This window comes from Streptococcus sp. k-90 (assembly GCF_013277565.1).
Lineage (GTDB): Bacteria > Bacillota > Bacilli > Lactobacillales > Streptococcaceae > Streptococcus.
On sequence record NZ_VMNE01000019.1, the window covers coordinates 86,597 to 112,727 of the forward strand.

Below are 26,131 nucleotides of genomic sequence, written 5' to 3' on the forward strand. Positions count from 1 at the left end.
CTCTTTAATGGAGGTGTTTGAGTGGAAAATCTGAAGAAAATGGCAGGTATCAAGGCTGCTGAGTTCGTGAGAGATGGAATGGTCGTCGGACTTGGGACAGGTTCGACTGCCTATTATTTTGTCGAAGAAATCGGTCGTCGTATCAAGGAAGAAGGGTTGCAGATTACAGCTGTAACGACTTCTAGTGTGACCAGTAAACAGGCTGAAGGTCTTAATATCCCGCTCAAGTCTATTGACCAAGTAGACTTTGTCGATGTGACAGTCGACGGGGCGGATGAAGTGGATAGCCAGTTTAACGGAATCAAAGGCGGCGGTGGTGCCCTTCTCATGGAGAAGGTTGTCGCAACGCCCTCAAAAGAATACATTTGGGTGGTGGATGAAAGCAAGCTGGTCGAGAAACTAGGTGCTTTTAAATTGCCAGTAGAAGTGGTTCAGTATGGCGCAGAACAGGTTTTTCGTCGTTTTGAGCGAGCTGGCTACAAACCAAGTTTCCGTGAAAAAGACGGCCAACGTTTTGTGACTGATATGCAGAACTTTATCATTGACCTTGCCTTGGATGTCATTGAAGATCCAATTGCCTTTGGGCAAGAATTGGACCATGTCGTTGGTGTCGTGGAGCATGGATTATTCAACCAAATGGTGGATAAGGTCATCGTTGCTGGACGAGATGGAGTTCAGATTTTAACTTCAAACAAAGGAAAATAGGAGGAGATACACTATGTCAAAATTTAATCGTATTCACTTGGTGGTATTGGATTCTGTAGGAATCGGAGCTGCACCAGATGCTAACAATTTTGTTAATGCAGGGGTTCCAGATGGAGCTTCTGATACACTGGGACACATTTCAAAAACAGTTGGTTTGAATGTCCCAAACATGGCTAAAATCGGTCTTGGAAATATTCCTCGCGAAACGCCTTTGAAGACTGTACCGGCGGAAAGCAATCCAACAGGATATGCAACAAAATTGGAAGAAGTATCTCTTGGTAAGGATACTATGACTGGACACTGGGAAATCATGGGACTCAACATTACTGAGCCCTTCGATACTTTCTGGAACGGATTCCCAGAAGAAATCCTGACAAAAATCGAAGAATTTTCAGGACGTAAGGTCATTCGTGAAGCCAACAAACCTTACTCAGGTACAGCTGTTATCGATGATTTTGGACCACGTCAAATGGAAACTGGAGAGTTGATTATCTATACTTCAGCTGACCCTGTTTTGCAAATTGCTGCCCACGAAGATATTATTCCTTTGGACGAATTGTACCGTATCTGTGAATACGCTCGTTCGATTACCCTTGAGCGCCCAGCCCTTCTAGGTCGTATCATTGCTCGCCCTTATGTAGGTGAACCAGGTAATTTCACTCGTACTGCAAACCGTCGTGACTTGGCGGTATCTCCATTTGCACCGACTGTTTTGGATAAATTGAATGAAGCTGGTATCGATACTTATGCTGTTGGAAAGATCAACGATATCTTTAACGGTGCGGGTATTAACCATGATATGGGCCACAACAAGTCAAACATCCATGGAATTGATACACTATTGAAGACCATGGGCCTTGCTGAGTTTGAAAGAGGATTCTCATTCACAAACTTGGTGGACTTCGATGCCCTTTACGGCCACCGTCGTAATTCTCATGGTTACCGTGATTGTTTGCATGAGTTTGATGAACGCTTACCTGAAATTATCGCAGCTATGAGAGAGAATGACCTTCTCTTGATTACTGCGGACCACGGGAACGACCCAACTTATGCAGGAACAGACCACACTCGTGAATATATTCCATTGTTGGCCTACAGCCCTGCCTTTAAAGGGAACGGTTTGCTACCAGTCGGACATTTTGCAGATATCTCAGCGACTATTGCAGATAACTTTGGTGTTGAAACTGCCATGATTGGGGAAAGTTTCTTAGATAAATTGGTATAAGATGACGCGATATGCTTTACTTGTTCGGGGCATTAATGTTGGTGGGAAGAATAAGGTCGTCATGGCGCAACTTCGTCAAGAACTGACAGAGTTGGGACTGGAAAAGGTTGAAACCTACATCAACAGTGGCAATATTTTCTTTACTTCGACAGACCCCAAAGCCCGATTGGTTGAAGAATTAGAGACTTTCTTTGCAGTCAATTATCCATTTATTCAAAGCTTTTCTTTGCTGAGTCAGGAAGACTATGAAGAAGAGCTGGAGAATCTGCCAGATTGGTGGACTAAAGGTCTGGCACGAAAAGATGTGCTCTTCTACACGGAGAGCTTAGATGTGGATCAAGTGATCGAGAAAGTGAACAGTTTGGAACTGGAAGATGAAGTCGTTCATTTTGGAAGACTTGGTATTTTCTGGGGAAAATACTGCGAAGAATCATACTACGAAACAGCCTATCACAAATACTTACTCAAGATGCCTTTCTACCGCCAAATCACCATTCGTAATGCTAAAACTTTTGACAAAATCGGTCAAATGCTAAAAAATAATAAAGGAGACACACAATGACATTTTTAGATAAAATCAATGAAACAGCTGCCTTCCTGAAAGACAAGGGAATCCAAGCACCTGAGTTCGGTCTAATCCTTGGATCAGGTCTGGGAGAACTTGCAGAAGAAATCGAAAATCCAGTTGTAGTAGACTATGCAGATATTCCCAACTGGGGCCGTTCGACAGTAGTCGGTCACGCTGGTAAATTGGTATATGGTGACCTTGCAGGTCGAAAAGTCTTGGCTCTTCAAGGTCGTTTCCATTTCTACGAAGGAAATCCTCTGGAAGTCGTGACTTTCCCAGTACGTGTCATGAAAGTTCTTGGATGTGAAGGTGTCATTGTAACCAATGCTGCTGGTGGTATTGGATTTGGCCCTGGTACCTTGATGGCTATCTCAGACCATATCAATATGACGGGGCAGAACCCATTGATGGGTGAAAACTTGGATGATTTTGGTCCACGTTTCCCTGATATGTCTAAAGCCTACACACCAAAATACCGTGCTACTGCCCATGAAGTGGCTAAAAAACTTGGTATCAAGCTTGATGAAGGGGTCTATATCGGTGTAACTGGTCCAACTTATGAAACACCAGCAGAAATTCGTGCCTATAAGACACTTGGAGCAGATGCAGTCGGTATGTCTACGGTTCCTGAAGTTATTGTGGCAGCCCACTCAGGTTTGAAAGTTCTTGGTATTTCATGTATCACTAACTTTGCGGCTGGTTTCCAAGAAGAACTTAATCACGAAGAAGTTGTAGAAGTGACTGAACGTGTTAAAGGTGATTTCAAAGGCTTACTTAAAGCAATTCTTGCTGAACTATGAGAAAAAAATAAGTAGGAAAGCATTTCGGTGAGTTGGAAGATGAATGAAATAATTAACTTCCATATAGAATTATGATATGAAAATTGAATGAGGTCCCCATACTTTTACAAACCTCATCAAATCCTTGTTAACCAAGTATAAAAATGAAACTGTGATGCTAAAGGAGATTAGCTGATTGGAGAGTATTGTTGGTAAAGAGGGTGAAAAAAATAAAAGAAAGATATATGAATAAATGAAAATTAATCAACGAATTATGCGTTTTGGTATAAAAAAACTAAGTATCGGAGTTGTGTCTGTTGCAGTTGGTTTTGCTTTTTTAGCACCGACAGGAATTTCTGCCAATGAAGGCAGTCCAGTTGTGAAAAACGAAACTCCTCTAGTAGTAAATGCAACGGATAGTCCGGCAAAACTAGACAGTACCGATAAAAAACAGGAAATATCTATTACAGAGGAGAAAACTACAGTTGCTCAATCAACTCTAGAGACAAAAGAAGTTGTTAAAACTCAGAAAGAAAAAGCAGGAGAAGAATTATATCAAAAAGAATCTGCTGTACCTCATGAGGAATTGAAGAAAGAGGAAATTCTAAAGGATGAGCCAAAAAATTCTCGACCAGTAACAGAGGCAGACTTTGTCAAAATTTCTAAAGGAGAGCTCCATGTAGAGAAGGATCTTGTCGATAATTCTTTATACGGTGGAAAATTTTTAGATCCTGATGGAGATGATGATCATGATGGAATAAAAAATAAGGATGAATTGTATGTTTACAATAAAGATGGGAAAGACTACTTAGGATACCATAGCCATCCTTTACTAGCAGATAGTGATGGAGATGGACTAGAGGACGGGGAAGATGATAATAAGAAACAATGGTATGTCACAGATCGTGATTCCCTCCTTTTTATGGAGTTGGCTTATCGTGATGATGCTTACATTGACAAAATTCTAGATCATAAAAATCCTTTTCCAAGTCTTTATCTTGATCGTCAAGAATATAAAATGATGCACAATGAACTGGCACCATTTTGGAAGATGAAAAAGGCTTATCATACAGCAAGTGGCTTGGATGCTTTCTTATTTGAGACCAAGAGCGATCTCCCTTATCTCAAAGATGGAACGGTGCATATGTTGGCTATACGTGGAACAAGACTGAATGATGCGAAAGATTTAAGTACAGATTTTGTTTTGTTTGGAGGAAATAAACCTGCACAAGCGGATGATATCCGTAATGTTGTAAAAGAACTGGCGCAGGATTCTAGCATTACCAATCTGTATATGACGGGTCATTCGCTAGGAGGCTACTTAGCTCAAATAGCAGCAGTTGAAGCTTATCAGAAATATCCTACTTTTTATAGTAATGTTTTGAAAAAAGTTACGACATTTAGCGCTCCTAAAGTAATTACTTCTCGAACTATTTGGAATGCAAAAAATGGTTTCTGGGATGTAGGGTTAGAAAGTCGTAAGTTAGCTCTATCTGGTAAAATAAAACATTATGTGGTCGATAATGATAATGTTGTGACATCATTGATTCGTAATGATAATGATATTGTAACTTTTACAGGTAACTCTAGTTTCAAACACCGTTCGCGTGGTTATTTTGAAAGTAGAATGAATGCTATCCCGAATTTTAATATTGGAAAACGTGATACGCTTGATAAACAGGGATATCGTGATCAAAAATTGGACAAAGTTTATTTCTTTAAGAAACAACAAGTCCCTCTGTCATCTAGTCAACCAAGCGCTGAACCTCTTGAAAATATAGCTCTAGGGAAACGAGTAACTCAAAGTTCGACAGCTTTTGGAGGAGATGCTAGAAGAGCAGTTGATGGGAAATTAGATGGAAATTACGGACATAATTCTGTCACTCATACAGATTTTCAATCAAAACCTTGGTGGCAAGTTGATTTAGACAAGGAAGAAACGATTCGTCAAATCAATATTTATAATCGAACAGATACTGCTCAGGATAGGCTTACCAATTTTAATGTGATTCTTTTGGATAGTTCTGGGAAAGAAATTGAAAGAAAGCGCATTGCATACTTGCGAGATAGTTCCGCTCAGATTTCGATTGATTATAAGAAAGCTCGTTTTGTACGCATCGAGTTAGATGGATATAACGCTCTCAGTCTTGCAGAAGTCCAAGTATATCGTGCTGAGAATATCGCTTGGAAAAAACAAGCTAAGCAAAGTTCTACTGATTTTGGTGGAGATGCTAGTCGTGCCTTGGATGGCAATACCAATAGTAGTTATAGCCAGCAATCAATTACCCATACAAAATTTGAAAATCAGCCTTGGTGGGAAGTTGATTTAGGTCGTACAGAACAGGTAGGACTTGTTCGCCTTCATAACCGTGGGGATGGAGAACTTTCTAAACGTCTGTCAGACTTTGATGTGATTTTATATGATGAAAAAGGGACAGAAGTTGCTAGACAATATGTTTCTCGTTTAGAAGGAAGCAGTTTAGATCTCCAGTTGAATGGTAAACTAGGTCGCCGTGTTCGCATTCAATTGCGTCAAAAAAATCAAGCTCTCAGCCTTGCAGAAGTAGAAGTTTTTCGATTTGTAGCTAAAAATAATGTAACTACTCAAGCTTCTAAGCCTGTACAACTGTTAAACTACACTCCTGTAAAAGATAAAACCCTAACTATTCAACATAGTGGTGCTTATATTGCACGTTATTCAATATCGTGGGAAGAAGTTACAGTGGATAAAAATGGCCAATCAGTTGTCCGAAGTCGTTCTTGGGAAGGGAATGGGCGTAATCAGACCGCAGGCTTTGTCCTCAATCTCCCAATTAAGTCTAATATGCGTAATCTTCGAATTAAGATCGAAAAGAGAACAGGTCTTATCTGGAATAGATGGCAAACAATCTATGACAACAGACCTATTCTTGCCCAACCACATCGAAAAATTACTCACTGGGGAACAACATTGAATTCTAAGGTGAGTGATGATGATGTCTTGTAATCTGATGGTACAATGACAGTTAGTTTGTCTAGTTTATAAGAAAGCACTAGCTGATCTTGAACAGAACTCAGCTAGTTCTCTGAGAGAGAACAAAAATTAAACAGAAAGGTAGAGCGCGTGTTCAGATTTGAACACGAGCGGAAAACTTTTCATAACAATAAAAGAAAGGAAGGGTAGTTCGGGTTTGAATTGAACCCGGGCTAGAGGCTTTGTAAAAAAGATAAATCCTCCTAGATGCCTTACATCTTTGTCGGATTTCCTATTTTTACTTTGTTCTCTGTTGCTATCCTAAATATACAAAAAAGAAAGGTAGAGCGTGTGTTTTGATTTGAACACGAGCGGAAAACTTGGAAAATAGATAATCTGACTGAGAAATCAGGATTTCTCGTCAGATTCCTAATTTTCAGTCGTTTTCTTGTCGCTCTTTGTATCATAAATTATGTCTATCCATATTGCTGCTCAGCAGGGTGAAATTGCTGATAAAATTCTTCTTCCTGGGGATCCTCTTCGTGCTAAGTTTATTGCGGAGAATTTCCTTGAAGATGCTGTTTGCTTTAACGAAGTGCGTAACATGTTTGGTTACACAGGTACTTACAAAGGTCACCGTGTATCTGTCATGGGAACTGGGATGGGAATGCCATCTATTTCGATTTATGCGCGTGAGTTGATTGTTGACTACGGTGTGAAAAAATTAATCCGTGTGGGAACTGCGGGTTCTTTGAATGAAGATGTCCATGTTCGTGAATTGGTTTTGGCGCAGGCAGCTGCAACTAACTCAAACATCATCCGCAACGATTGGCCACAGTACGATTTTCCACAAATCGCTAGCTTTGATTTGCTTGATAAGGCCTACCATATCGCTAAAGAACTCGGTATGACAACCCACGTTGGGAACGTTTTATCATCTGATGTCTTTTACTCAAACTACTTTGAAAAGAACATTGAGCTTGGTAAGTGGGGAGTCAAGGCTGTGGAAATGGAAGCAGCGGCTCTTTACTATCTTGCTGCTCAACACCATGTTGATGCTTTAGCTATTATGACTATTTCAGATAGTTTGGTTAATCCAGATGAAGATACAACTGCAGAAGAACGTCAAAACACCTTCACTGATATGATGAAGGTTGGTTTGGAAACATTGATTGCAGACTAAAGGTAGGCTATATTCAGAATGATTTCTCTTGTTCTCAAAATGATAACTATTAACAATGAATCAATCCTGAAATAGGTAAGAATAAGGAAATTGAAGGAAGCCTAATTGTATCAAAGGGCTAACAGGAGTTAGTTTAAGACCTCATAATAATCAAATAAAGTTGGAAGCCAAGTTGACAAGAAGTCAAGGCTTTCAACTTTTTAACTTGAAAATTCCTAGGAGTACAAAATGGATAAGATTGAACAATTACAAGGTATTATTGATCAAAGTCAGAGAATTGTCTTTTTCGGTGGTGCAGGGGTTTCTACAGAGTCTAATATTCCAGATTTTCGTAGTTCAGATGGTATATATAGTCTGAAACTAGGTCGCCATTTTACTGCCGAGCAACTGGTTTCACGCACTATGTTTGAGCGCTATCCAGAGGATTTTTTTGATTTCTACAAAAAGTATCTGGTCTATCCTGATGCTAAGCCGAATTTAGCACATGATTATCTAGCGTCTTTGGAAAAAACAGGTAAATTAAAGGCGATTGTGACGCAAAATATCGATAGCCTCCATGAAATGGCAGGATCTCAGAAAGTTTTGAAACTGCATGGTAGTGCAGATCGTAATTATTGTTTGGGCTGTCATCGCTTTTATGATTTGACTGCCTTTTTGGCACTTGAAGGTCCAGTTCCCCACTGCTTAGATTGTGGTAAGGTGGTCAAACCTGACGTAACACTTTATGAGGAAGAGCTAGATATGGATGTATTTAGTCGCGCAGCCCAAGTCATTCATCAAGCAGATTTGTTGATCATTGGTGGAACTTCCTTAGTTGTTTACCCTGCAGCTAGCCTAATCAATTATTTTTCAGGGTCAAATCTTGTCGTTATCAACAAGTCCAGCACTCCTCAAGACAGCCAAGCTGATTTAGTTATCGAAGGTAAGATTGGAGAAGTTTTTTCTAAATTGAGACAATAAAAAACTGAAAGAAGTAGGACTATACTTCCTTTAGTTTTTTTGTATCACGAACTCAGAAACTATGAACAAGATTCTCTTCATTTCTAGGGGAATTTTATTGTTGATTTATAAATTGCTCGAGTTATTTTTAATTGTTGAATAAAAGGAAAAAAGGAAGACTTTCTGGATGAAAAACTTCCTTTTTTAGTCAATCAGTACATGCTGATTTTAATGAAATGCTACTATATTGTTTACTTTTTTAAAGATTGCAAAAAACAATCAATCTCTGCTTGAGAATGGAGAATATGCATCTTTTCTGGGTAAGTATTGTTTAAGTATTGGTATCTATCCTTAGCATTTTTTGTTCGACCATCCCAGAGAATCCAACGAATAAATTCCCAGTTGAATTGCTCGGGGCATCCCTTAGCCATACTTTCTCTCACTTTTCCTCTGTATTTTAAATAGCGCTTAAAGGCTCTTAGCAAACAATTCCAAGCAGAGAAGTTTAAAAAGATGATTTGGTCAGCTTCCTGCATTCTTTCCTCGTAATAGCACCAAGAATAATTCCCATCAATGACCCAATCTTCATGCTTGGTGAGAAAGCTTTTCATCTCGGTCAACATCCATTCGCGGTCACTGTCTTGCCAACCAGGTTGAAATTGGAGTGTGTCCATGTGAAGTTTTGGGATGGAGTAGTAGAGAGATAACTTTTCAGCTAGCGTTGACTTACCAGCACCAGAATATCCGATAATTGCGATTTTCATTTTCTACCCTTTCCTATTTGGAGACAAAAAAACAGCCTCTATGGACTGTTTCTTATTTAGCAAGTTTAGCTGAAAGACGAGCTTTATCGCGGCTTGCTTTGTTTTTGTGAATCAAACCTTTAGTTTCTGCTTTATCGATAGCTGAGCTAGCAGCACGGAAAAGTTCTTCAGATGGGTTTGCTTCGAAAGCTTTGATAGCAGTACGCATAGCTGATTTTTGAGCTGAGTTCTTTTCGTTTTGTTTAACGTTCAATTCAGCGCGTTTGATAGCTGATTTAATGTTTGCCAATGTTCTTACCTCCATTTTTACTAACTATACCATTATATCTGAAAACTTACGTTTTGACAAGGGAAAATTACTTTTTTAAGTAAATTTCATCGATTTCATGGTTCTTTGTTTTATGCAGAATCACTTCTGCACGATTTCTGGTTGGTTCAATATAATTTTGTAGATTTGTGAGATTGATACTGGTCCAGACTTGATGGGCAAAGGATTCCACTTCCCCAATTGGCATTTGAGTAAAACGATAATAGTAGCTATCAGGGTCGTTTTGGGCTAGGCTCAGCATTTTTAAGAAACGGTCCAGATACCAACTCTCGATGTCATCGACTGAAGCATCAACATAGATGGAAAAGTCAAAGAAGTCAGTAATGTAGAGACGCTCGTTTTGTGGATTTTGAAAGACATTTATTCCCTCAACAATCACAAAATCAGCAGCTTTGACGCTTTGCTTTTCCTCAGGTACGATGTCGTAGACTTCATGAGAATAGACAGGAATATCTACATCTTGTCCATTTTTGATGTGATCCAGGAAGTTGAGAAGAGCTTCCATATCATAGCTTTCAGGAAATCCCTTGCGATTTAAGATCCCTTGTTCAATCAAGGTCTGGTTGGGATAGAGAAAGCCATCAGTTGTTACCAACTCAACCCTAGCATCTGTAAGTGTACGGGACAGTAGGATTTGAAGTAGGCGACTGGTTGTGGATTTTCCAACGGCAACACTTCCAGAAAGCCCAATGATAAAAGGCTGGGATTTGCTTTCACGTTGAAGGAAAATTCCTTTGGAAAAGGCCAAATCATCCTTGGTACGCTTGTAAATATGGATGAGATGGGCTAGGGGAAGATAGACATCGGTAACATCCTGTAAACTAATCTGGTCATTAAAACTCTTGATGGACTCTAATTCCTCTTCTGTCAAAGGAGGTGTTGTCTTTCGATGTAAAGATTGCCAAGTCTGGCGGCTGATTTTTTCAAAATGTAAAAATTCGTTGGTCATTTGTTTTCCCCTAGATATTTTGTTTATCATACCATAAAAAGCTAAAAAAATAAAGCGGTTTCTTGATGATAGTAAGCCAATATCGTATAATAGAGGTTGACCAATTTATTGATGAAGTAGGAGATAGTTTCTACTGATTTGTAAGCTAATAAAGGGGGCTTTTTAGTTCACCACTTATAGGAGGTGTACTATGAAAATCTTAAAACGTTACACATTGGAACTTTGTTTTATTTTAAGTTTTGCACTACCTTTTATAAAAGGGGCGAATGCAGATAATGGTAGACGCTTTGTGGAAATCTATTACGGTTTTACTTTTTTGATGGAACATGCTATTGTAACAGCTATCTTTATCTGTTCGCTCTTGATTGCTTTCTTACTAAAAAAACGGTGGACGAAATGGCTTGCTGCTGGTAGTTATCTATTTTTGATTTTGTGGATTGCTACAGAGGGTTATTTCTTCAGCATGTCACTGGAAGATTTGATACGACTTTGGACCAGTTTGGAAATCCTGACACAAACTTATCAGTTGGGCTTTTATCTAAACATCTTGTTGGGAATTTTGTTGATAATAAAGTATTTTAAGGTTAAGCAATAGAAATAATATAGGTGATAAACTTTTTGTTTTTATCTGGACTGTGATATTTATAGTTCTAAATGGTTTATTATTTATAAGTGTTGAAAGAGATTGAAGAAAATGTCTTCGTGACTAGCTTTCTTCAGTCTTTTTCGTTTTATTATCAATTTGTAAACGATTTACAATTTAAGTCAAATTATGGTAAAATAGTTTCATGAGTAAAATGTATTATGCAGAAAATCCTGATGCTGCTCACGACATTCATGAGTTGAGAGTGGACTTGTTGGGAGAAAAAATGACCTTTTTGACGGATGCGGGTGTTTTTAGCAAGAAAATGATTGACTTTGGAAGTCAACTCTTGCTCAAGTGTCTTGAGGTCAACCAAGGAGAAACTGTCCTGGATGTAGGCTGTGGTTACGGACCTTTGGGCTTGTCTTTAGCTAAGGCTTATGGTGTTCAGGCGACCATGGTCGATATTAATAATCGTGCCTTGGATTTGGCGCGGCAAAATGCTGAACGAAATAAAGTAGAAGCGACGGTTTTTCAGTCCAACATCTATGAACAAGTTGAAGGACATTTTGACCATGTCATTTCCAATCCCCCTATCCGTGCGGGCAAGCAAGTAGTTCATGAAATCATTGAGAAAAGTAAAGATTTCTTGGAAACTGGTGGAGATTTGACCATAGTTATCCAGAAAAAACAAGGGGCTCCAAGTGCTAAGTCCAAGATGGAAGATGTGTTTGGCAATTGTGAAATCGTCAAAAAAGATAAGGGATACTATATCCTTAGAAGTGTGAAAGAATGAGAGCAGTTGATTTAATCCAAAAGAAACGAGATGGTCAAGAACTGACTTCTAGTGAAATTGAATGGCTGGTAGAAGGCTATGTGTCAGGAACTGTTCCTGACTATCAGATGTCTGCCTTTGCTATGGCTGTTTATTTTAAAGGAATGACGACTCGAGAAATATCTGATTTGACCATGAAAATGGTTCAGACAGGTCAAGAGTTTGATTTATCAGCTATTGAAGGGGTTAAGGTTGACAAGCATTCTACTGGGGGTGTTGGTGATAAGGTAACCTTGATTTTGGCTCCTCTTGTTGCTAGCTTTGGTGTGCCTGTGGCAAAAATGAGTGGTCGTGGTCTCGGCCATACTGGTGGAACAATTGATAAATTGGAGTCCATTAAGGGATATCAAGTAGAACGTAGTCAAGAGGATTTCATTAATCAAGTGCAGGATATTGGAGTATCTGTCATTGGGCAATCAGACCAGCTTGTCAAAGCTGACAAACTTCTCTATGCTCTTCGTGATGTGACCGCAACTGTCGACACGATTCCTTTGATTGCGAGTTCGGTGATGAGCAAGAAAATTGCGGCAGGAGCGGATGCTATTTTGCTAGACGTAACTGTCGGAGAGGGTGCCTTCATGAAGACGGTTGATGAGGCACGTGAATTGGCTCAAACTATGGTAGAACTAGGTAAAGCAGTTGGTCGAAAAACGGTAGCAGTGATTACGGATATGAGCCAGCCTTTGGGACGAGCGATTGGAAATCGTCTGGAAATCCTTGAAGCATTGGAGATTTTACAAGGGCAAGGCCGTCAGGATATTACCCATTTTATATGCGAATTGGCTCAAATTATGCTTGGCCTGGCAAATGTAAACAAGACAGTTGAAGAAGTTCGCCAACATCTTGAAAATGGTCACGCGCTGGCTAAGTTTGAGGAGATGGTCCAAGCCCAAGGTGGAGACTTGGAAGATCTCTATCGGCCTGTCAATGTAGCCCATGTGGTGGAAATCCCTGCTCAGGAAACGGGTGTCATTTCAGCTCTTCCAGCAATGGAATTTGGGCTTTATGCTATGAGACTGGGGGCAGGCCGTGCAGTCAAGTCTGATGCCTTGGACTATGAAACAGGAATTGTTTTTGAAAAGAAAGTTGGAGATTCCGTTCAAAAGGGAGAAATTGTTGCAAAAGTATACACAAATGGAAAAATTTCTCCTCAGCTAGTTACAGATTTTCAAAAATATGTTAAAATAAATGATAGGATGCAAAGTTTACGAGAAATTATAGAAATTATCTCATAAACCGCAGGAGAATCCGAATATGAAATTAAATAAATATATCGATCATACGCTTTTAAAACAAGATGCAACAGAAAATCAAATTGATTGTTTGTTGTCTGAGGCTAGGGAGTATGATTTTGCCAGTGTTTGCGTTAATCCGACCTGGGTTGAACATGCCAAAAAAGGGCTTAAAGGCACAGATGTCAAGGTCTGCACAGTAGTAGGTTTCCCTTTGGGGGCAACAACTTCAGCTGTGAAAGCATTTGAAACAAAAGAAGCTATCCAAAATGGGGCTGACGAGATTGACATGGTAATCAATGTTGGGGCTCTCAAATCAGGTAATTTAGCCTTGGTTGAATCGGACATCCGTGCTGTTGTAGAAGCAAGTGGTGACAAGTTAGTGAAAGTCATTATTGAAGCTTGCCTTCTGATAGACCAAGAAAAAGTTGTGGCTTGCCAATTAGCTCAAAAAGCTGGAGCTGATTTCGTAAAAACTTCAACTGGCTTTTCAACTGGTGGTGCTACGATAGCAGATGTCAAATTGATGCGTGAAACAGTTGGACCTGAAATGGGTGTCAAGGCTGCTGGTGGAGCTCGTTCTTATGCAGATGCTCTTGCATTTGTGGAAGCAGGTGCGACCCGTATCGGAACGTCAGCTGGGGTAGCCATTTTAAAAGGAGAATTGGCAGATGGCGACTACTGAGTTGATTGAACTGGCAATTGAAACCAGCAAGAAAGCCTATGTCCCCTATTCTCACTTTCCTATCGGAGCTGTTTTAGTGGCGAAAGATGGTAGTGTTTATACAGGTGTCAATATCGAAAATGCTAGCTATCCTTTGACAAACTGCGGAGAGCGTACAGCGATTTTTAAAGCAGTTTCCGAAGGCCAAAGAGAGTTTTCAGAATTGATTGTCTATGGACAGACTGAAAAACCAATTTCACCATGTGGTGCTTGTCGCCAAGTGATGGCTGAATTTTTTCAACAAGATCTAAAAGTGACCTTAGTCGCAAAAGATAAATCGACGGTCGAGATGACGGTCGGGGAATTACTTCCATACTCTTTTACAGACTTAAACTAGTCTGAGTCGCTCTCTGAGTGGCACGGTCCTTGTGACCAACCAATCCATACTTGCAACATCGTTGCACATCTTATTTAGGAGGTTCAGTAATGAACAAGAAACAATGGCTAGGCCTTGGTCTAGTTGCAGTGGCAGCAGTTGGACTTGCTGCATGTGGTAACCGCTCTTCTCGTAACGCAGCTTCATCTTCTGATGTGAAGACAAAGGCAGCAATCGTCACTGATACTGGTGGTGTTGATGACAAATCATTCAACCAATCAGCTTGGGAAGGTTTGCAAGACTGGGGTAAAGAACATAATCTTTCAAAAGATAAAGGTTTTACTTACTTCCAATCAACAAGTGAAGCTGACTACGCTAACAACTTGCAACAAGCGGCTGGAAGTTACAACCTAATCTTCGGTGTTGGTTTTGCCCTTAATAATGCAGTTAAAGATGCAGCAAAAGAGCACACTGATATCAACTATGTCTTGATTGATGATGTGATTAAAGACCAAAAAAATGTTGCTAGCGTAACTTTCGCTGATAATGAGTCAGGTTACCTTGCAGGTGTAGCTGCAGCAAAAACAACTAAAACAAAACAAGTTGGTTTTGTAGGTGGTATGGAGTCAGAAGTTATCTCTCGTTTTGAAGCAGGATTCAAGGCTGGTGTTGCGTCAGTAGACCCATCTATCAAAGTACAAGTTGACTACGCTGGTTCATTTGGTGATGCTGCGAAAGGTAAAACAATTGCAGCCGCACAATACGCAGCTGGTGCAGATATTGTTTACCAAGTAGCTGGTGGTACAGGTGCGGGTGTCTTTGCAGAAGCAAAATCACTCAACGAGAGCCGTCCTGAAAATGAAAAAGTTTGGGTTATCGGTGTAGACCGTGACCAAGAAGCAGAAGGTAAATACACTTCTAAAGATGGCAAAGAATCAAACTTTGTTCTTGCATCTACTTTGAAACAAGTTGGTACAACTGTAAAAGATATCTCTAACAAGGCAGAAAAAGGTGAATTCCCTGGCGGTCAAGTGATCGTTTACTCATTGAAAGATAAAGGGGTTGACTTAGCAGTAACAAACCTTTCAGAAGAAGGTAAAAAAGCTGTCGAAGCTGCTAAAGCTAAAATCCTTGATGGAAGCGTAAAAGTTCCTGAAAAATAATGGATGGAAGTCATTTCTTAGGAAGCGGCCCTCGGCCGCTTTTTTAAGAGTTGAGACAAAGTCATTTTGTCTCAGTAAAGCTTGCTACTAGAGAAACTAGCAAGTTTTATTGAAATAAAATAAGACTCTGAAAGGGAGAGCACATGGCACACGAAAATGTCATTGAGATGCGTGATATTACCAAGGTGTTTGGTGAATTTGTTGCCAACGACAAAATCAATCTGCACCTACGAAAAGGTGAAATTCATGCACTTTTAGGAGAAAATGGGGCTGGTAAGTCTACGCTCATGAATATGTTAGCAGGGCTTCTTGAACCAACCAGTGGTGAAATTGTGGTCAACGGTCAAGTTGTCAACCTCGACTCACCATCTAAAGCAGCTAGTTTGGGAATCGGAATGGTTCACCAGCACTTTATGTTGGTAGAAGCCTTCACAGTGGCTGAAAACATCATTTTAGGTAGTGAATTGACTAAAAATGGTGTGCTAGATATTGCTGGAGCTAGCAAAGAAATCAAGGCTCTTTCTGAACGTTATGGCTTAGCTGTTGATCCTTCTGCCAAGGTAGCAGATATCTCAGTTGGAGCCCAACAACGTGTAGAAATTTTAAAAACCCTTTATCGGGGGGCTGATATCCTTATCTTTGACGAACCAACGGCTGTTTTGACTCCATCAGAAATTGATGAGTTGATGGCTATTATGAAAAATCTTGTCAAAGAAGGAAAATCAATTATCTTGATCACCCATAAGTTGGATGAGATTCGTGCAGTTTCTGACCGCGTTACAGTTATTCGTCGTGGGAAATCAATTGAAACAGTCGAAATTGCAGGGGCTACCAATGCTGATTTAGCAGAAATGATGGTAGGACGTTCTGTTTCCTTTAAAACAGAGAAACAAGCCTCTCAACCAAAAGAAGTGGTCTTGTCTATCAAAGATTTGGTGGTCAATGAAAACCGTGGTGTTCCAGCTGTTAAAAATCTGTCCTTGGATGTTCGTGCTGGAGAGATTGTTGGTATTGCAGGGATTGATGGAAATGGCCAGTCTGAACTGATTCAAGCCATTACAGGTCTTCGCAAGGTTGAATCTGGAAGCATTGAGCTAAAAGGAAATTCAATTGTAGGCTTGCATCCACGACAAATTACAGAACAAAGTGTTGGGCACGTTCCAGAAGACCGTCACCGTGATGGTTTGATTTTGGAAATGATGATTTCTGAAAATATTGCCCTTCAAACCTACTATAAAGAACCACATAGTAAAAATGGAATTTTGAACTATTCAAATATTACTTCTTATGCTAAAAAGCTAATGGAGGAGTTTGATGTTCGTGCTGCCAGCGAATTTGTTCCTGCAGCTGCACTCTCAGGAGGAAATCAACAAAAAGCAATTATTGCTCGTGAAATTGATCGTGATCCTGATCTCCTTATCGTCAGCCAGCCAACTCGTGGGTTGGATGTCGGTGCCATTGAATATATCCACAAGCGCTTGATTGAAGAGCGTGATAATGGGAAGGCTGTACTTGTTGTCAGCTTTGAATTGGACGAGATTTTAAACGTCTCAGACCGTATTGCCGTTATTCATGATGGTAAGATTCAAGGTATTGTGTCACCAGAAACAACCAATAAACAAGAACTTGGTGTCTTGATGGCTGGTGGAAACTTGGGAAAGGAGAAGAGTGATGTCTAAAAAATTACAACAAATTTCGGTTCCCTTGATTTCTGTCTTCCTAGGAATTTTACTCGGGGCCATTGTCATGTGGATCTTCGGTTATGATGCTATTTGGGGCTACGAAGAATTGTTCTATACAGCCTTTGGTAGTCTACGTGGGATTGGAGAAATCTTCCGTGCTATGGGGCCTTTGGTCTTGATTGGTCTTGGTTTTGCCGTTGCCAGTCGTGCAGGTTTCTTTAACGTCGGACTTCCTGGTCAGGCTTTGGCAGGTTGGATTCTAAGCGGTTGGTTTGCCTTGGCGCATCCAGATATGCCCCGTCCGTTGATGATTCTAGCAACTATCGTGATTGCCTTGATTGCTGGTGGAATTGTCGGTGCGATTCCGGGTATTCTTAGAGCCTATCTAGGGACGTCAGAGGTTATTGTAACTATCATGATGAACTACATTGTCTTGTATGTAGGAAATGCTTTTATCCATGCCTTCCCTAAAGATTTCATGCAAAGTACAGATTCGACGATTCGTGTTGGGGCTAATGCAACCTATCAGACCCCTTGGTTGGCTGAGTTGACTGGGAATTCGCGGATGAATATTGGTATTTTCTTTGCTATCATTGCGGTTGCAGTTATTTGGTTTATGCTCAAGAAAACAACTCTTGGTTTTGAAATCCGTGCGGTTGGTCTTAATCCACATGCTTCAGAATATGCTGGTATTTCTTCCAAACGAACAATTATCCTCTCAATGATTATTTCAGGTGCATTGGCAGGTCTTGGTGGAGCTGTTGAAGGACTTGGAACCTTCCAGAACGTCTATGTTCAGGGATCGTCATTAGCTGTCGGATTCAACGGTATGGCGGTTAGTCTGCTTGCGGCCAACTCACCAATCGGTATTCTCTTTGCAGCCTTCCTATTTGGTGTTCTCCAAGTTGGAGCCCCTGGTATGAATGCGGCGCAGGTACCGTCTGAACTTGTCAGCATTGTAACAGCGTCTATTATCTTCTTTGTCAGTGTTCATTACCTTATCGAACGCTTTGTCAAACCGAAAAAACAAGTTAAAGGAGGTAAGTAAAGATGTCTATTACAACCTTGCTCACCCTCTTGGTGTCTTCTATGCTGATTTACTCAGCTCCCCTCATCTTTACAAGTATCGGTGGCGTTTTCTCTGAACGTGGTGGTGTGGTCAACGTCGGACTTGAAGGAATTATGGTTATGGGTGCCTTTTCTGGAGTTGTCTTTAACCTTGAATTTGCAGAACAATTTGGAGCAGCAACTCCATGGCTATCCTTGCTTGTAGCAGGATTGGTTGGTGGTGTCTTCTCTATCATCCACGCAGCGGCGACGGTTCATTTTCGTGCAGACCATGTTGTCAGTGGTACGGTATTGAACTTGATGGCGCCTGCCTTGGCTGTTTTCTTAGTGAAAGTCCTTTATAACAAAGGACAAACCGACAACCTAAGTCAGACTTTTGGACGCTTTGACTTTCCAGTCTTGGCAAATATCCCAGTGATTGGTGATATCTTCTTCAAGTCAACTAGTCTACTTGGTTATCTAGCGATTGCCTTCTCATTCCTTGCTTGGTTTATTCTCTTTAAGACTCGATTTGGTCTTCGTCTCCGCTCTGTCGGTGAACATCCTCAAGCAGCGGACACGTTGGGAATCAACGTCTACAAGATGAGATATTTAGGGGTTATTATTTCAGGTTTCCTAGGTGGAATTGGCGGAGCGATTTATGCTCAATCAATCTCAGTTAACTTCTCAGTGACAACTATTGTTGGACCTGGATTTATCGCCCTTGCTGCGATGATCTTTGGGAAATGGAACCCAATCGGAGCCATGCTTTCTAGTCTCTTCTTTGGGCTTTCACAAAGTTTGGCCGTTATCGGTTCTCAGTTGCCGTTCCTACAAGGAGTTCCTACGGTTTATCTTCAAATCGCACCTTATGTTTTGACCATTCTTGTCTTGGCAGCCTTCTTTGGAAAAGCAGTCGCACCAAAAGCAGATGGTATCAACTATATCAAATCAAAATAAGTATACAAAAAAACGTCAGTTCAAATGAACTGGCGTTTTATTTTTTAGGATGTTGGTGGGTCAAGTTCAATCCCCAAGGGACCAAATTTTCAGTTTTATTTTTGATGCGTGTGATATTGTCCTTATGACGAATGATAATCAAACTAGCAAGTGCTAGGATAATAGCGATGAAGAGAGGGTCATAGTTGCTCAGGATAAAACCAACAAGTGGAAAGAGTAGAACTCCAATGACAGCCGCGATAGATGCTGTGACACTAGATAGTGAAATCATACTACCAAGATAGAGGGTTCCAAAGAAAACAACTGCAAGGTAGAGACAGAAGACAGGCGCAAATCCGAAAACCACTCCAGCACTGGTTGCGACAGCCTTGCCTCCCTTAAATCCTGCAAAGATAGGGAAGGTATGGCCAATAACAGCTAAAAGCCCAAAGATGAGAGGAGAAACGCCTTGCAGATGAAACATAATCGGAAGAAGCGTTGCTAGGGTTCCTTTGAAAAAGTCAATGACAAAGGTTGCCATACCCGCTTTCTTACCTAAAATGCGGAAGGTATTGGTCGTTCCAGTGTTACCAGAACCATGTTCGCGCAGATTGATTTGAAAAAATACTTGTCCAATCCAGAGACCAGACGGAATCGAACCCAGCAGATAGGCTAGGATTAATAAAACTATTGTAATCATACTCCTATTATATCATGAAATGGAGAAGAAAGGCAGAGAATCTCTTCTGAAATTGTCACAGCGGAGAAAGAAAAATTTTGCAAAATCCTTAGAAAACCTGTAGAATAGTAAAGATGAACGAATAGGAGGTTCCTTGTGTCAAAAAAGGAAATCAATATTAACAATTATAATGATGATGCCATTCAGGTGCTAGAAGGGTTGGATGCGGTCCGAAAACGTCCAGGGATGTATATCGGATCGACCGATGGAGCTGGTCTCCACCACCTAGTCTGGGAAATCGTCGATAATGCTGTCGATGAGGCCTTGTCTGGATTTGGTGACCGTATTGATGTGACTATCAATAAAGATGGCAGTTTGACTGTGCAAGACCATGGTCGTGGGATGCCGACGGGGATGCACGCTATGGGAATTCCAACCGTTGAGGTTATCTTTACCATTCTTCACGCAGGAGGAAAATTTGGTCAAGGAGGCTACAAGACATCAGGTGGTCTCCACGGGGTTGGCTCTTCCGTTGTAAACGCCCTATCAAGCTGGTTGGAAGTTGAAATTACTCGTGATGGTGCAGTTTACAAGCAACGTTTTGAAAATGGTGGCAAACCTGTTACGACTTTGAAGAAAATCGGTACAGCACCCAAGTCTAAAACAGGTACCAAGGTTACATTTATGCCTGATGCGACCATTTTTTCTACGACAGACTTTAAATACAATACCATCTCAGAACGTCTCAATGAATCAGCCTTTCTCTTGAAAAATGTGACCTTGTCTCTGACAGATAAGCGAACAGATGAAGCGATTGAGTTCCACTATGAGAATGGGGTACAAGACTTTGTTTCTTATCTGAACGAAGACAAGGAGACCTTAACGCCAGTTCTTTACTTTGAAGGAGAAGACAATGGTTTCCAAGTGGAAGTAGCCCTCCAGTATAATGATGGATTTTCAGATAATATTTTGTCCTTTGTCAATAACGTTCGCACCAAAGATGGTGGTACGCACGAGACTGGACTTAAGTCTGCCATTACCAAGGTCATGAACGACTATGCGCGTAAGACGGGGCTTCTCAAGGAAAAAGATAAAAACCTTGAAGGGTCAGACTATCGTGAGGGACTAGCGGCCGTTCTTTCTATCCTTGTTCCTGAAGAACACCTCCAGTTTGAAGGTCAGACCAAGGACAAACTAGGAAGTCCACTAGCTCGTCCAGTTGTGGATGGCATTGTGGCGGATAAGTTGACCTTCTTCCTTATGGAAAATGGTGAATTGGCTTCCAATCTCATTCGTAAGGCTATCAAGGCCCGTGATGCTCGCGAAGCGGCACGTAAGGCGCGTGATGAGAGCCGAAATGGTAAGAAAAATAAAAAGGACAAGGGATTACTTTCTGGAAAATTAACCCCAGCCCAGTCTAAGAATCCAACTAAGAATGAACTCTATCTAGTCGAGGGGGACTCTGCCGGTGGTTCTGCCAAACAAGGCCGTGACCGCAAGTTCCAGGCTATTCTACCTCTTCGTGGTAAGGTTATCAATACAGCCAAGGCCAAGATGGCGGATATCCTCAAAAATGAGGAAATCAACACTATGATTTATACCATCGGTGCGGGTGTTGGAGCAGACTTCTCCATTGAAGATGCCAACTATGATAAGATCATTATCATGACCGATGCGGATACCGACGGTGCCCACATCCAGACCTTACTCTTGACATTTTTCTACCGTTACATGCGTCCGTTAGTTGAGGCAGGTCATGTCTATATCGCCCTTCCACCTCTTTACAAGATGTCCAAAGGAAAAGGCAAGAAAGAAGAAGTGGCCTATGCTTGGACGGACGGTGAACTAGAAGAACTCCGCAAGCAGTTCGGTAAAGGCGCTACCCTCCAACGGTACAAAGGACTTGGTGAGATGAATGCGGATCAACTCTGGGAAACAACTATGAATCCAGAAACCCGTACACTCATCCGTGTCACCATTGAAGACCTAGCTCGCGCCGAACGCCGCGTCAATGTCCTCATGGGAGACAAGGTCGAACCACGCCGTAAGTGGATTGAAGATAACGTTAAGTTTACGCTGGAAGAAGCGACAGTGTTTTAAGTCACTTTTTAATGAATAGGTATTAACATGAGGACTGAAACAGAAATGCTATCTCTTCTTATAAAGATAGCTAAAAACTTGAAAGTTAAAGCTGTCGCTCTATCTGGTTCACGAACTGATACAAAAGCACCAAAAGATGAATTTCAAGACTACGATGTGGTCTATGTCGTGGATGATTTTGATAATCTGACGAGTGACCTTTCTTGGTTGGACTATTTCGGAAAACGAATTATAGAGCAAGAGGTTGTTCTTGACCATCGTCGTCTTTATCTCATGCTCTTTGAAGATGGTAATCGTATTGATTTGACTCTCTGCCTCAAAGACCACATCCAAGAGTGGGTGGATAGTGAGGCAGGATTCACTGTTTTAGAAGATCCAGAACATTTATTTGAACCCTATTCTCAAAATCTAGAGCGTTACTGGACAAGCCCAGCTAGTGCGATAGATTTTGAAAAAGCCTGCAATGAATTTTGGTGGGTGTCAGCCTACGTGGTCAAAGGAATCTGTCGTAAGCAAGTCATCTACGCGACTGACCATCTCTACGGCATTTGTCAACAAGAATTCTTGAAAATTTTGGCTTGGCAGGTTGCAAGTGATAGGGGGAAAGTCGATATCGGCAAGAACTACAAGTACCTCTTTCAGTATTTGCCTGCTGAGAAAGAGAAAGAATTCTCAAATCTGCTTGATTTTTCAAGTATAGAGAAACTCAGCCAGTCTTTGTTTGCTACGATGGAATTTTTCCACCGAGAGGCTCAGTACCTTGCTAAAAAGCTGGGATTTGACTATGATATGGAGGTAGCTGAGAAGATGATTGAGTATGCTAAGGAGAGACTCGAAACAAATGAAACATTTACAAAATAATAAGATAACAAAATTTTTACTGATTAGTTTTCTCATTTCTTGGGGATTTGGTTGGGGATTGCTCGCTTTTCTGACGCAAATGAGCCTCTTAAGTCTAACAAGTCCACTAGGAATTTTTCTCCATTTACTAGGAGGTTTTGGTCCAACCATTGCAGCCATTTCTTGTTTGCCTCAAAAATCCATTAAAAGCATAGTCTCTTTTATCTTAGGGGACTCAAAGAAATATATTTTGTTATTTCTTTTACTAATTTTCGTGCAGACAGGTGTCATTGCTTTCTCCTCTAAGGAGCTTAATCCGGCTTTTCCACTAGGAAATTTGTTAGTTGTTTTTTTGAGTGCAGTCTGTGTTTATGGTGGCGAAGAAGAATTGGGATGGCGAGGCATCTTGCAACCAACTTTGGAAACTAGATTCTCCTTTTGGATTTCCGGTTTGATAACAGGTTGTATTTGGGCAATATGGCATGTACCTTTATGGTTTGTGATTGGAAGTTCCCAAAGTGGGATGCCTTTTATATTATTCAGTCTATTTGCAATTTATCTCAGTATTCTTCTAGCAGCTGTTTTCAAAAAGACAAAGTCGGTCCTTTTTTGCGCCATTTTTCACGGTCTAATTAATACCCTACTTAGCTTATTTGTTATTAAAATTAATCTTTTATTCATTCTAGGATTAGTAGGATTGCTCTTCTTTTCTCACTACCTACAAAGAAACAGTTAAATTTATAAAATATAGATTTACTTTACAATAAAACACTAAAAAGAGAATTATTATGTCTAACATTCAAAACATGTCCCTGGAGGACATCATGGGAGAGCGCTTTGGTCGCTATTCCAAGTACATTATTCAAGACCGAGCCTTGCCAGATATTCGTGATGGCTTGAAGCCGGTTCAGCGTCGAATTCTTTATTCTATGAATAAGGATGGCAATACCTTTGACAAGAGTTACCGTAAGTCGGCCAAGTCTGTCGGGAATATCATGGGGAATTTCCACCCCCACGGTGACAGTTCTATCTATGATGCCATGGTTCGTATGTCACAGGACTGGAAAAACCGTGAGATTTTGGTCGAAATGCACGGTAACAACGGTTCTATGGACGGGGATCCACCTGCCGCTATGCGTTATACTGAGGCGCGTTTGTCTGAGATTGCTGGCTATCTTCTTCAAGATATCGAGAAAAAGACCGTTCCTTTTGCTTGGAACTTTGACGATACCGAGAAAGAACCTACTGTTTTACCTGCAGCCTTTCCAAACCTCTTGGTCAATGGTTCGACTGGTATTTCGGCTGGTTATGCCACAGATATTCCTCCACATAATTTGGCCGAAGTTATCGATGCGACTGTTTACATGATTGACCACCCAACAGCTAAGGTGGACAAGCTCATGGAATTCTTGCCTGGACCCGACTTCCCGACTGGAGGAATTATCCAAGGGCGTGACGAAATCAAGAAAGCCTACGAAACTGGGAAAGGGCGCGTGGTTGTTCGTTCCAAGACTGAGATTGAAAAGCTAAAAGGTGGTAAGGAACAAATTGTTATCACTGAGATTCCTTATGAAATCAACAAGGCTAATCTGGTCAAAAAAATCGATGATGTTCGTGTCAATAACAAGGTGGCTGGTATTGCTGAGGTTCGGGATGAATCTGACCGTGACGGTCTTCGTATCGCAATCGAACTTAAGAAAGATGCAAACACCGAGCTTGTTCTCAATTATCTCTTCAAATACACAGACCTGCAAATCAACTACAACTTTAACATGGTGGCGATTGACAATTTCACGCCTCGTCAGGTCGGGATTGTCCCAATCTTGTCTAGCTATATCGCCCACCGTCGTGAAGTGATTTTGGCGCGTTCCCGCTTTGACAAGGAAAAGGCTGAGAAACGTCTTCATATCGTCGAAGGTTTGATTCGCGTCATCTCCATCTTGGATGAAGTCATTGCTCTTATCCGTGCTTCTGAGAATAAGGCTGACGCCAAGGAAAACCTCAAAGTCAGCTATGATTTTACAGAAGAGCAGGCTGAGGCCATCGTTACCTTGCAACTGTACCGTTTGACCAATACAGACGTAGTTGTCTTGCAGGAAGAAGAAGCAGAACTTCGTGAAAAGATTGCCATGCTGGCGGCTATTATCGGTGATGAGCGGACTATGTACAATCTCATGAAGAAAGAACTTCGTGAAGTCAAGAAGAAATTTGCGACTCCACGTTTGAGTACTTTAGAAGACACTGCGAAAGCAATCGAGATTGATACAGCTAGTTTGATTGCTGAGGAGGATACCTATGTCAGCGTGACCAAGGCAGGTTACATCAAGCGTACTAGTCCACGTTCCTTTGCAGCCTCCACTCTGGAAGAAATTGGCAAGCGTGATGATGACCGTTTGATCTTTGTACAAGCTGCCAAGACAACCCAGCATCTTTTGATGTTCACGACCCTTGGAAATGTCATCTATCGACCAATCCATGAATTGGCAGATATTCGCTGGAAGGATATCGGAGAGCATCTGAGCCAGAACATTACAAACTTTGAAACTAACGAAGAAATCCTTTATGTGGAAGTCGTGGATCAGTTTGATGATGCGACAACCTACTTTACTGCAACTCGTCTCGGTCAAATTAAACGGGTAGAACGCAAAGAATTCACTCCATGGCGAACCTACAAGTCTAAGTCTGTCAAGTATGCTAAGCTCAAAGACGATACAGATCAGATTGTAGCAGTGGCTCCGATTAAACTAGATGATGTTCTTTTGATTAGCCAAAATGGTTATGCCCTTCGTTTCAATATCGAAGAGGTTCCAGTTGTCGGTGCTAAGGCTGCAGGTGTCAAAGCTATGAACCTGAAAGCAGATGATGTCCTCCAATCCGCCTTTATCTGTAACACCTCATCCTTCTACCTCTTGACCCAACGTGGAAGTTTGAAACGTGTTTCTATTGACGAAATTCCGGCAACAAGCCGTGCCAAACGAGGTTTACAAGTCTTGCGTGAGTTGAAAAACAAACCGCACCGTGTCTTCTTGGCTGGAGCAGTTGCAGAACAAGATTTCGTTGGTGACCTCTTTAGTACAGAAGTGGACGGGAACGACCAAACTCTGCTTGTTCAATCCAACAAAGGAACAATCTATCAAAGCCGATTGCAAGACTTGAATATGTCAGAACGGACTAGTAACGGAAGCTTCATTTCTGACACGATTTCAGATGAAGAAGTTTTTGACGCGTATCTTCAGGAAACTTATACAGAATTTGAATCTAAGAAATGATAAAAACAATGAAAAGCTTTTCATTGAAAAATTTCTTAAGTTATAGATTTAAGAGTTGAATTTGATTATATATACAAAAACGAACAGTGCTACGTCCCAACTGATAGGGACGTAAGCCTGGTCGTTTTCTTGTTTTTATTGGTATAGACCACTCGGCTTTTGAATATTTATATGTTAATGTGTTAGCAACTATATGAGTTGACCTAATAAAAAATACTAGCTTTTTTAAGAAAACGATTGCGTCTATAATATTTTTATGATATAATCTTGTCGTTTAAAGAAAGCGCGCTTAAGAAATAATTAGCTCAAATATATTAAAGGAGTTTTGT

General features: G+C 40.9%; 24 protein-coding genes. 20 read left to right on the top strand and 4 right to left on the bottom strand.

Annotated features, from left to right (window positions below; genetic code table 11):
* Positions 1–21: 21 nt before the first annotated feature.
* The 7 genes from rpiA to HT734_RS06585 all read left to right on the top strand — a co-directional run bounded on the left by rpiA (position 22) and on the right by HT734_RS06585 (position 8,373).
* The gene (gene rpiA / locus HT734_RS06555) at positions 22–705 is read left to right on the top strand and encodes a ribose-5-phosphate isomerase RpiA (protein WP_033680098.1); all 684 of its coding nucleotides are present in this window, start codon (positions 22–24) and stop codon (positions 703–705) included.
* Positions 706–718: 13 nt separating this feature from the next.
* Positions 719–1,930 (top strand): phosphopentomutase, encoded by a 1,212-nt coding sequence (locus tag HT734_RS06560; RefSeq protein ID WP_061759008.1) that lies wholly within the window; start codon positions 719–721, stop codon positions 1,928–1,930.
* A gap of 1 nt (position 1,931) precedes the next feature.
* Positions 1,932–2,492: a DUF1697 domain-containing protein gene (locus tag HT734_RS06565; RefSeq protein ID WP_061759009.1), complete on the top strand. Its 561-nt coding sequence runs from the start codon at positions 1,932–1,934 to the stop codon at positions 2,490–2,492.
* The gene (locus HT734_RS06570; protein ID WP_061759010.1) at positions 2,489–3,298 is read left to right on the top strand and encodes a purine-nucleoside phosphorylase; all 810 of its coding nucleotides are present in this window, start codon (positions 2,489–2,491) and stop codon (positions 3,296–3,298) included. Before HT734_RS06565 ends, HT734_RS06570 begins: the two co-directional genes overlap by 4 nt.
* 232 nt (positions 3,299–3,530) lie before the next feature.
* Complete coding sequence (locus HT734_RS09605; RefSeq protein ID WP_173278373.1) at positions 3,531–6,263, top strand: thiol-activated cytolysin C-terminal domain-containing protein; 2,733 nt, start codon at positions 3,531–3,533, stop codon at positions 6,261–6,263.
* A gap of 439 nt (positions 6,264–6,702) precedes the next feature.
* On the top strand, positions 6,703–7,413 hold the full coding sequence (deoD, locus tag HT734_RS06580; RefSeq protein ID WP_012972499.1) for a purine-nucleoside phosphorylase: 711 nt from the start codon (positions 6,703–6,705) through the stop codon (positions 7,411–7,413).
* Positions 7,414–7,641: 228 nt separating this feature from the next.
* Complete coding sequence (locus HT734_RS06585; protein WP_061759011.1) at positions 7,642–8,373, top strand: NAD-dependent protein deacylase; 732 nt, start codon at positions 7,642–7,644, stop codon at positions 8,371–8,373.
* A gap of 230 nt (positions 8,374–8,603) precedes the next feature.
* On the opposite strand, the gene HT734_RS06590 is transcribed toward HT734_RS06585, so the two are convergent.
* The 3 genes from HT734_RS06590 to coaA all read right to left on the bottom strand — a co-directional run bounded on the left by HT734_RS06590 (position 8,604) and on the right by coaA (position 10,393).
* Positions 8,604–9,116 (bottom strand): DNA topology modulation protein, encoded by a 513-nt coding sequence (locus HT734_RS06590; protein WP_061759012.1) that lies wholly within the window; start codon positions 9,114–9,116, stop codon positions 8,604–8,606.
* A gap of 52 nt (positions 9,117–9,168) precedes the next feature.
* Positions 9,169–9,405, bottom strand: a complete 237-nt coding sequence (gene rpsT / locus HT734_RS06595; RefSeq protein WP_001274000.1) for a 30S ribosomal protein S20 — start codon at positions 9,403–9,405, stop codon at positions 9,169–9,171.
* A gap of 67 nt (positions 9,406–9,472) precedes the next feature.
* On the bottom strand, positions 9,473–10,393 hold the full coding sequence (gene coaA, locus HT734_RS06600) for a type I pantothenate kinase (RefSeq protein ID WP_173278371.1): 921 nt from the start codon (positions 10,391–10,393) through the stop codon (positions 9,473–9,475).
* Between the two features lie 190 nt (positions 10,394–10,583).
* On the opposite strand from coaA, the gene HT734_RS06605 reads away from it, so the two are divergent.
* From HT734_RS06605 to HT734_RS06645, 9 genes are all read left to right on the top strand, one after another.
* Entirely contained in the window at positions 10,584–10,988 is a 405-nt protein-coding gene (locus HT734_RS06605; protein ID WP_000698106.1) for a hypothetical protein, read from the top strand.
* Positions 10,989–11,181: 193 nt separating this feature from the next.
* Positions 11,182–11,772: a class I SAM-dependent methyltransferase gene (locus HT734_RS06610; protein WP_079114816.1), complete on the top strand. Its 591-nt coding sequence runs from the start codon at positions 11,182–11,184 to the stop codon at positions 11,770–11,772.
* Positions 11,769–13,046: a pyrimidine-nucleoside phosphorylase gene (locus HT734_RS06615; RefSeq protein ID WP_061759015.1), complete on the top strand. Its 1,278-nt coding sequence runs from the start codon at positions 11,769–11,771 to the stop codon at positions 13,044–13,046. The genes HT734_RS06610 and HT734_RS06615 overlap by 4 nt, the downstream gene beginning before the upstream one ends.
* A gap of 19 nt (positions 13,047–13,065) precedes the next feature.
* Positions 13,066–13,728, top strand: coding sequence for a deoxyribose-phosphate aldolase (gene deoC, locus HT734_RS06620; protein ID WP_061759016.1), 663 nt, complete (start codon positions 13,066–13,068; stop codon positions 13,726–13,728).
* Entirely contained in the window at positions 13,715–14,104 is a 390-nt protein-coding gene (locus HT734_RS06625) for a cytidine deaminase (RefSeq protein ID WP_173278369.1), read from the top strand. The genes deoC and HT734_RS06625 overlap by 14 nt, the downstream gene beginning before the upstream one ends.
* An 89-nt stretch (positions 14,105–14,193) precedes the next feature.
* Entirely contained in the window at positions 14,194–15,246 is a 1,053-nt protein-coding gene (locus tag HT734_RS06630) for a BMP family protein (RefSeq protein WP_061759018.1), read from the top strand.
* Between the two features lie 143 nt (positions 15,247–15,389).
* A complete protein-coding gene (locus HT734_RS06635) occupies positions 15,390–16,925 on the top strand; it encodes an ABC transporter ATP-binding protein (protein WP_173278367.1) in 1,536 nt (511 codons plus the stop codon).
* A complete protein-coding gene (locus HT734_RS06640) occupies positions 16,918–17,976 on the top strand; it encodes an ABC transporter permease (protein WP_173278365.1) in 1,059 nt (352 codons plus the stop codon). The genes HT734_RS06635 and HT734_RS06640 overlap by 8 nt, the downstream gene beginning before the upstream one ends.
* A 2-nt stretch (positions 17,977–17,978) precedes the next feature.
* Positions 17,979–18,935: an ABC transporter permease gene (locus tag HT734_RS06645; RefSeq protein ID WP_050261461.1), complete on the top strand. Its 957-nt coding sequence runs from the start codon at positions 17,979–17,981 to the stop codon at positions 18,933–18,935.
* A 37-nt stretch (positions 18,936–18,972) separates the two neighbouring features.
* Here HT734_RS06645 and plsY read toward each other — a convergent pair whose 3' ends face one another.
* A complete protein-coding gene (plsY, locus tag HT734_RS06650; RefSeq protein ID WP_173278363.1) occupies positions 18,973–19,614 on the bottom strand; it encodes a glycerol-3-phosphate 1-O-acyltransferase PlsY in 642 nt (213 codons plus the stop codon).
* Positions 19,615–19,749: 135 nt separating this feature from the next.
* On the opposite strand from plsY, the gene parE reads away from it, so the two are divergent.
* Genes parE through parC form a run of 4 tightly spaced genes read left to right on the top strand, consistent with a single transcriptional unit; the run spans position 19,750 to position 25,802 of the window.
* Complete coding sequence (gene parE / locus HT734_RS06655; RefSeq protein WP_173278361.1) at positions 19,750–21,693, top strand: DNA topoisomerase IV subunit B; 1,944 nt, start codon at positions 19,750–19,752, stop codon at positions 21,691–21,693.
* A 27-nt stretch (positions 21,694–21,720) separates the two neighbouring features.
* Positions 21,721–22,554, top strand: a complete 834-nt coding sequence (locus HT734_RS06660; protein ID WP_173278359.1) for an aminoglycoside 6-adenylyltransferase — start codon at positions 21,721–21,723, stop codon at positions 22,552–22,554.
* Positions 22,535–23,269 carry a type II CAAX endopeptidase family protein gene (locus HT734_RS06665; protein WP_153192457.1) on the top strand — a complete coding sequence of 245 codons (735 nt, stop codon included), beginning with the start codon at positions 22,535–22,537 and terminating at the stop codon, positions 23,267–23,269. Before HT734_RS06660 ends, HT734_RS06665 begins: the two co-directional genes overlap by 20 nt.
* A 52-nt stretch (positions 23,270–23,321) precedes the next feature.
* The gene (gene parC, locus HT734_RS06670) at positions 23,322–25,802 is read left to right on the top strand and encodes a DNA topoisomerase IV subunit A (protein ID WP_173278357.1); all 2,481 of its coding nucleotides are present in this window, start codon (positions 23,322–23,324) and stop codon (positions 25,800–25,802) included.
* Positions 25,803–26,131: the final 329 nt, after the last annotated feature.

Coding starts and splice junctions, on each gene's coding strand:
- HT734_RS06665 (WP_153192457.1), top strand. CDS start 22,535: ATGAAACATTTACAAAATAATAAGATAACAAAATTTTTACTGATTAGT.
- deoD (WP_012972499.1), top strand. CDS start 6,703: ATGTCTATCCATATTGCTGCTCAGCAGGGTGAAATTGCTGATAAAATT.
- HT734_RS06625 (WP_173278369.1), top strand. CDS start 13,715: ATGGCGACTACTGAGTTGATTGAACTGGCAATTGAAACCAGCAAGAAA.
- coaA (WP_173278371.1), bottom strand. CDS start 10,393: ATGACCAACGAATTTTTACATTTTGAAAAAATCAGCCGCCAGACTTGG.
- HT734_RS06605 (WP_000698106.1), top strand. CDS start 10,584: ATGAAAATCTTAAAACGTTACACATTGGAACTTTGTTTTATTTTAAGT.
- parC (WP_173278357.1), top strand. CDS start 23,322: ATGTCTAACATTCAAAACATGTCCCTGGAGGACATCATGGGAGAGCGC.
- deoC (WP_061759016.1), top strand. CDS start 13,066: ATGAAATTAAATAAATATATCGATCATACGCTTTTAAAACAAGATGCA.
- HT734_RS06610 (WP_079114816.1), top strand. CDS start 11,182: ATGAGTAAAATGTATTATGCAGAAAATCCTGATGCTGCTCACGACATT.
- HT734_RS06570 (WP_061759010.1), top strand. CDS start 2,489: ATGACATTTTTAGATAAAATCAATGAAACAGCTGCCTTCCTGAAAGAC.
- HT734_RS06560 (WP_061759008.1), top strand. CDS start 719: ATGTCAAAATTTAATCGTATTCACTTGGTGGTATTGGATTCTGTAGGA.
- HT734_RS06645 (WP_050261461.1), top strand. CDS start 17,979: ATGTCTATTACAACCTTGCTCACCCTCTTGGTGTCTTCTATGCTGATT.
- HT734_RS06590 (WP_061759012.1), bottom strand. CDS start 9,116: ATGAAAATCGCAATTATCGGATATTCTGGTGCTGGTAAGTCAACGCTA.
- HT734_RS09605 (WP_173278373.1), top strand. CDS start 3,531: ATGAAAATTAATCAACGAATTATGCGTTTTGGTATAAAAAAACTAAGT.
- HT734_RS06585 (WP_061759011.1), top strand. CDS start 7,642: ATGGATAAGATTGAACAATTACAAGGTATTATTGATCAAAGTCAGAGA.
- HT734_RS06630 (WP_061759018.1), top strand. CDS start 14,194: ATGAACAAGAAACAATGGCTAGGCCTTGGTCTAGTTGCAGTGGCAGCA.
- HT734_RS06615 (WP_061759015.1), top strand. CDS start 11,769: ATGAGAGCAGTTGATTTAATCCAAAAGAAACGAGATGGTCAAGAACTG.
- HT734_RS06640 (WP_173278365.1), top strand. CDS start 16,918: ATGTCTAAAAAATTACAACAAATTTCGGTTCCCTTGATTTCTGTCTTC.
- HT734_RS06565 (WP_061759009.1), top strand. CDS start 1,932: ATGACGCGATATGCTTTACTTGTTCGGGGCATTAATGTTGGTGGGAAG.
- HT734_RS06660 (WP_173278359.1), top strand. CDS start 21,721: ATGAGGACTGAAACAGAAATGCTATCTCTTCTTATAAAGATAGCTAAA.
- HT734_RS06635 (WP_173278367.1), top strand. CDS start 15,390: ATGGCACACGAAAATGTCATTGAGATGCGTGATATTACCAAGGTGTTT.
- plsY (WP_173278363.1), bottom strand. CDS start 19,614: ATGATTACAATAGTTTTATTAATCCTAGCCTATCTGCTGGGTTCGATT.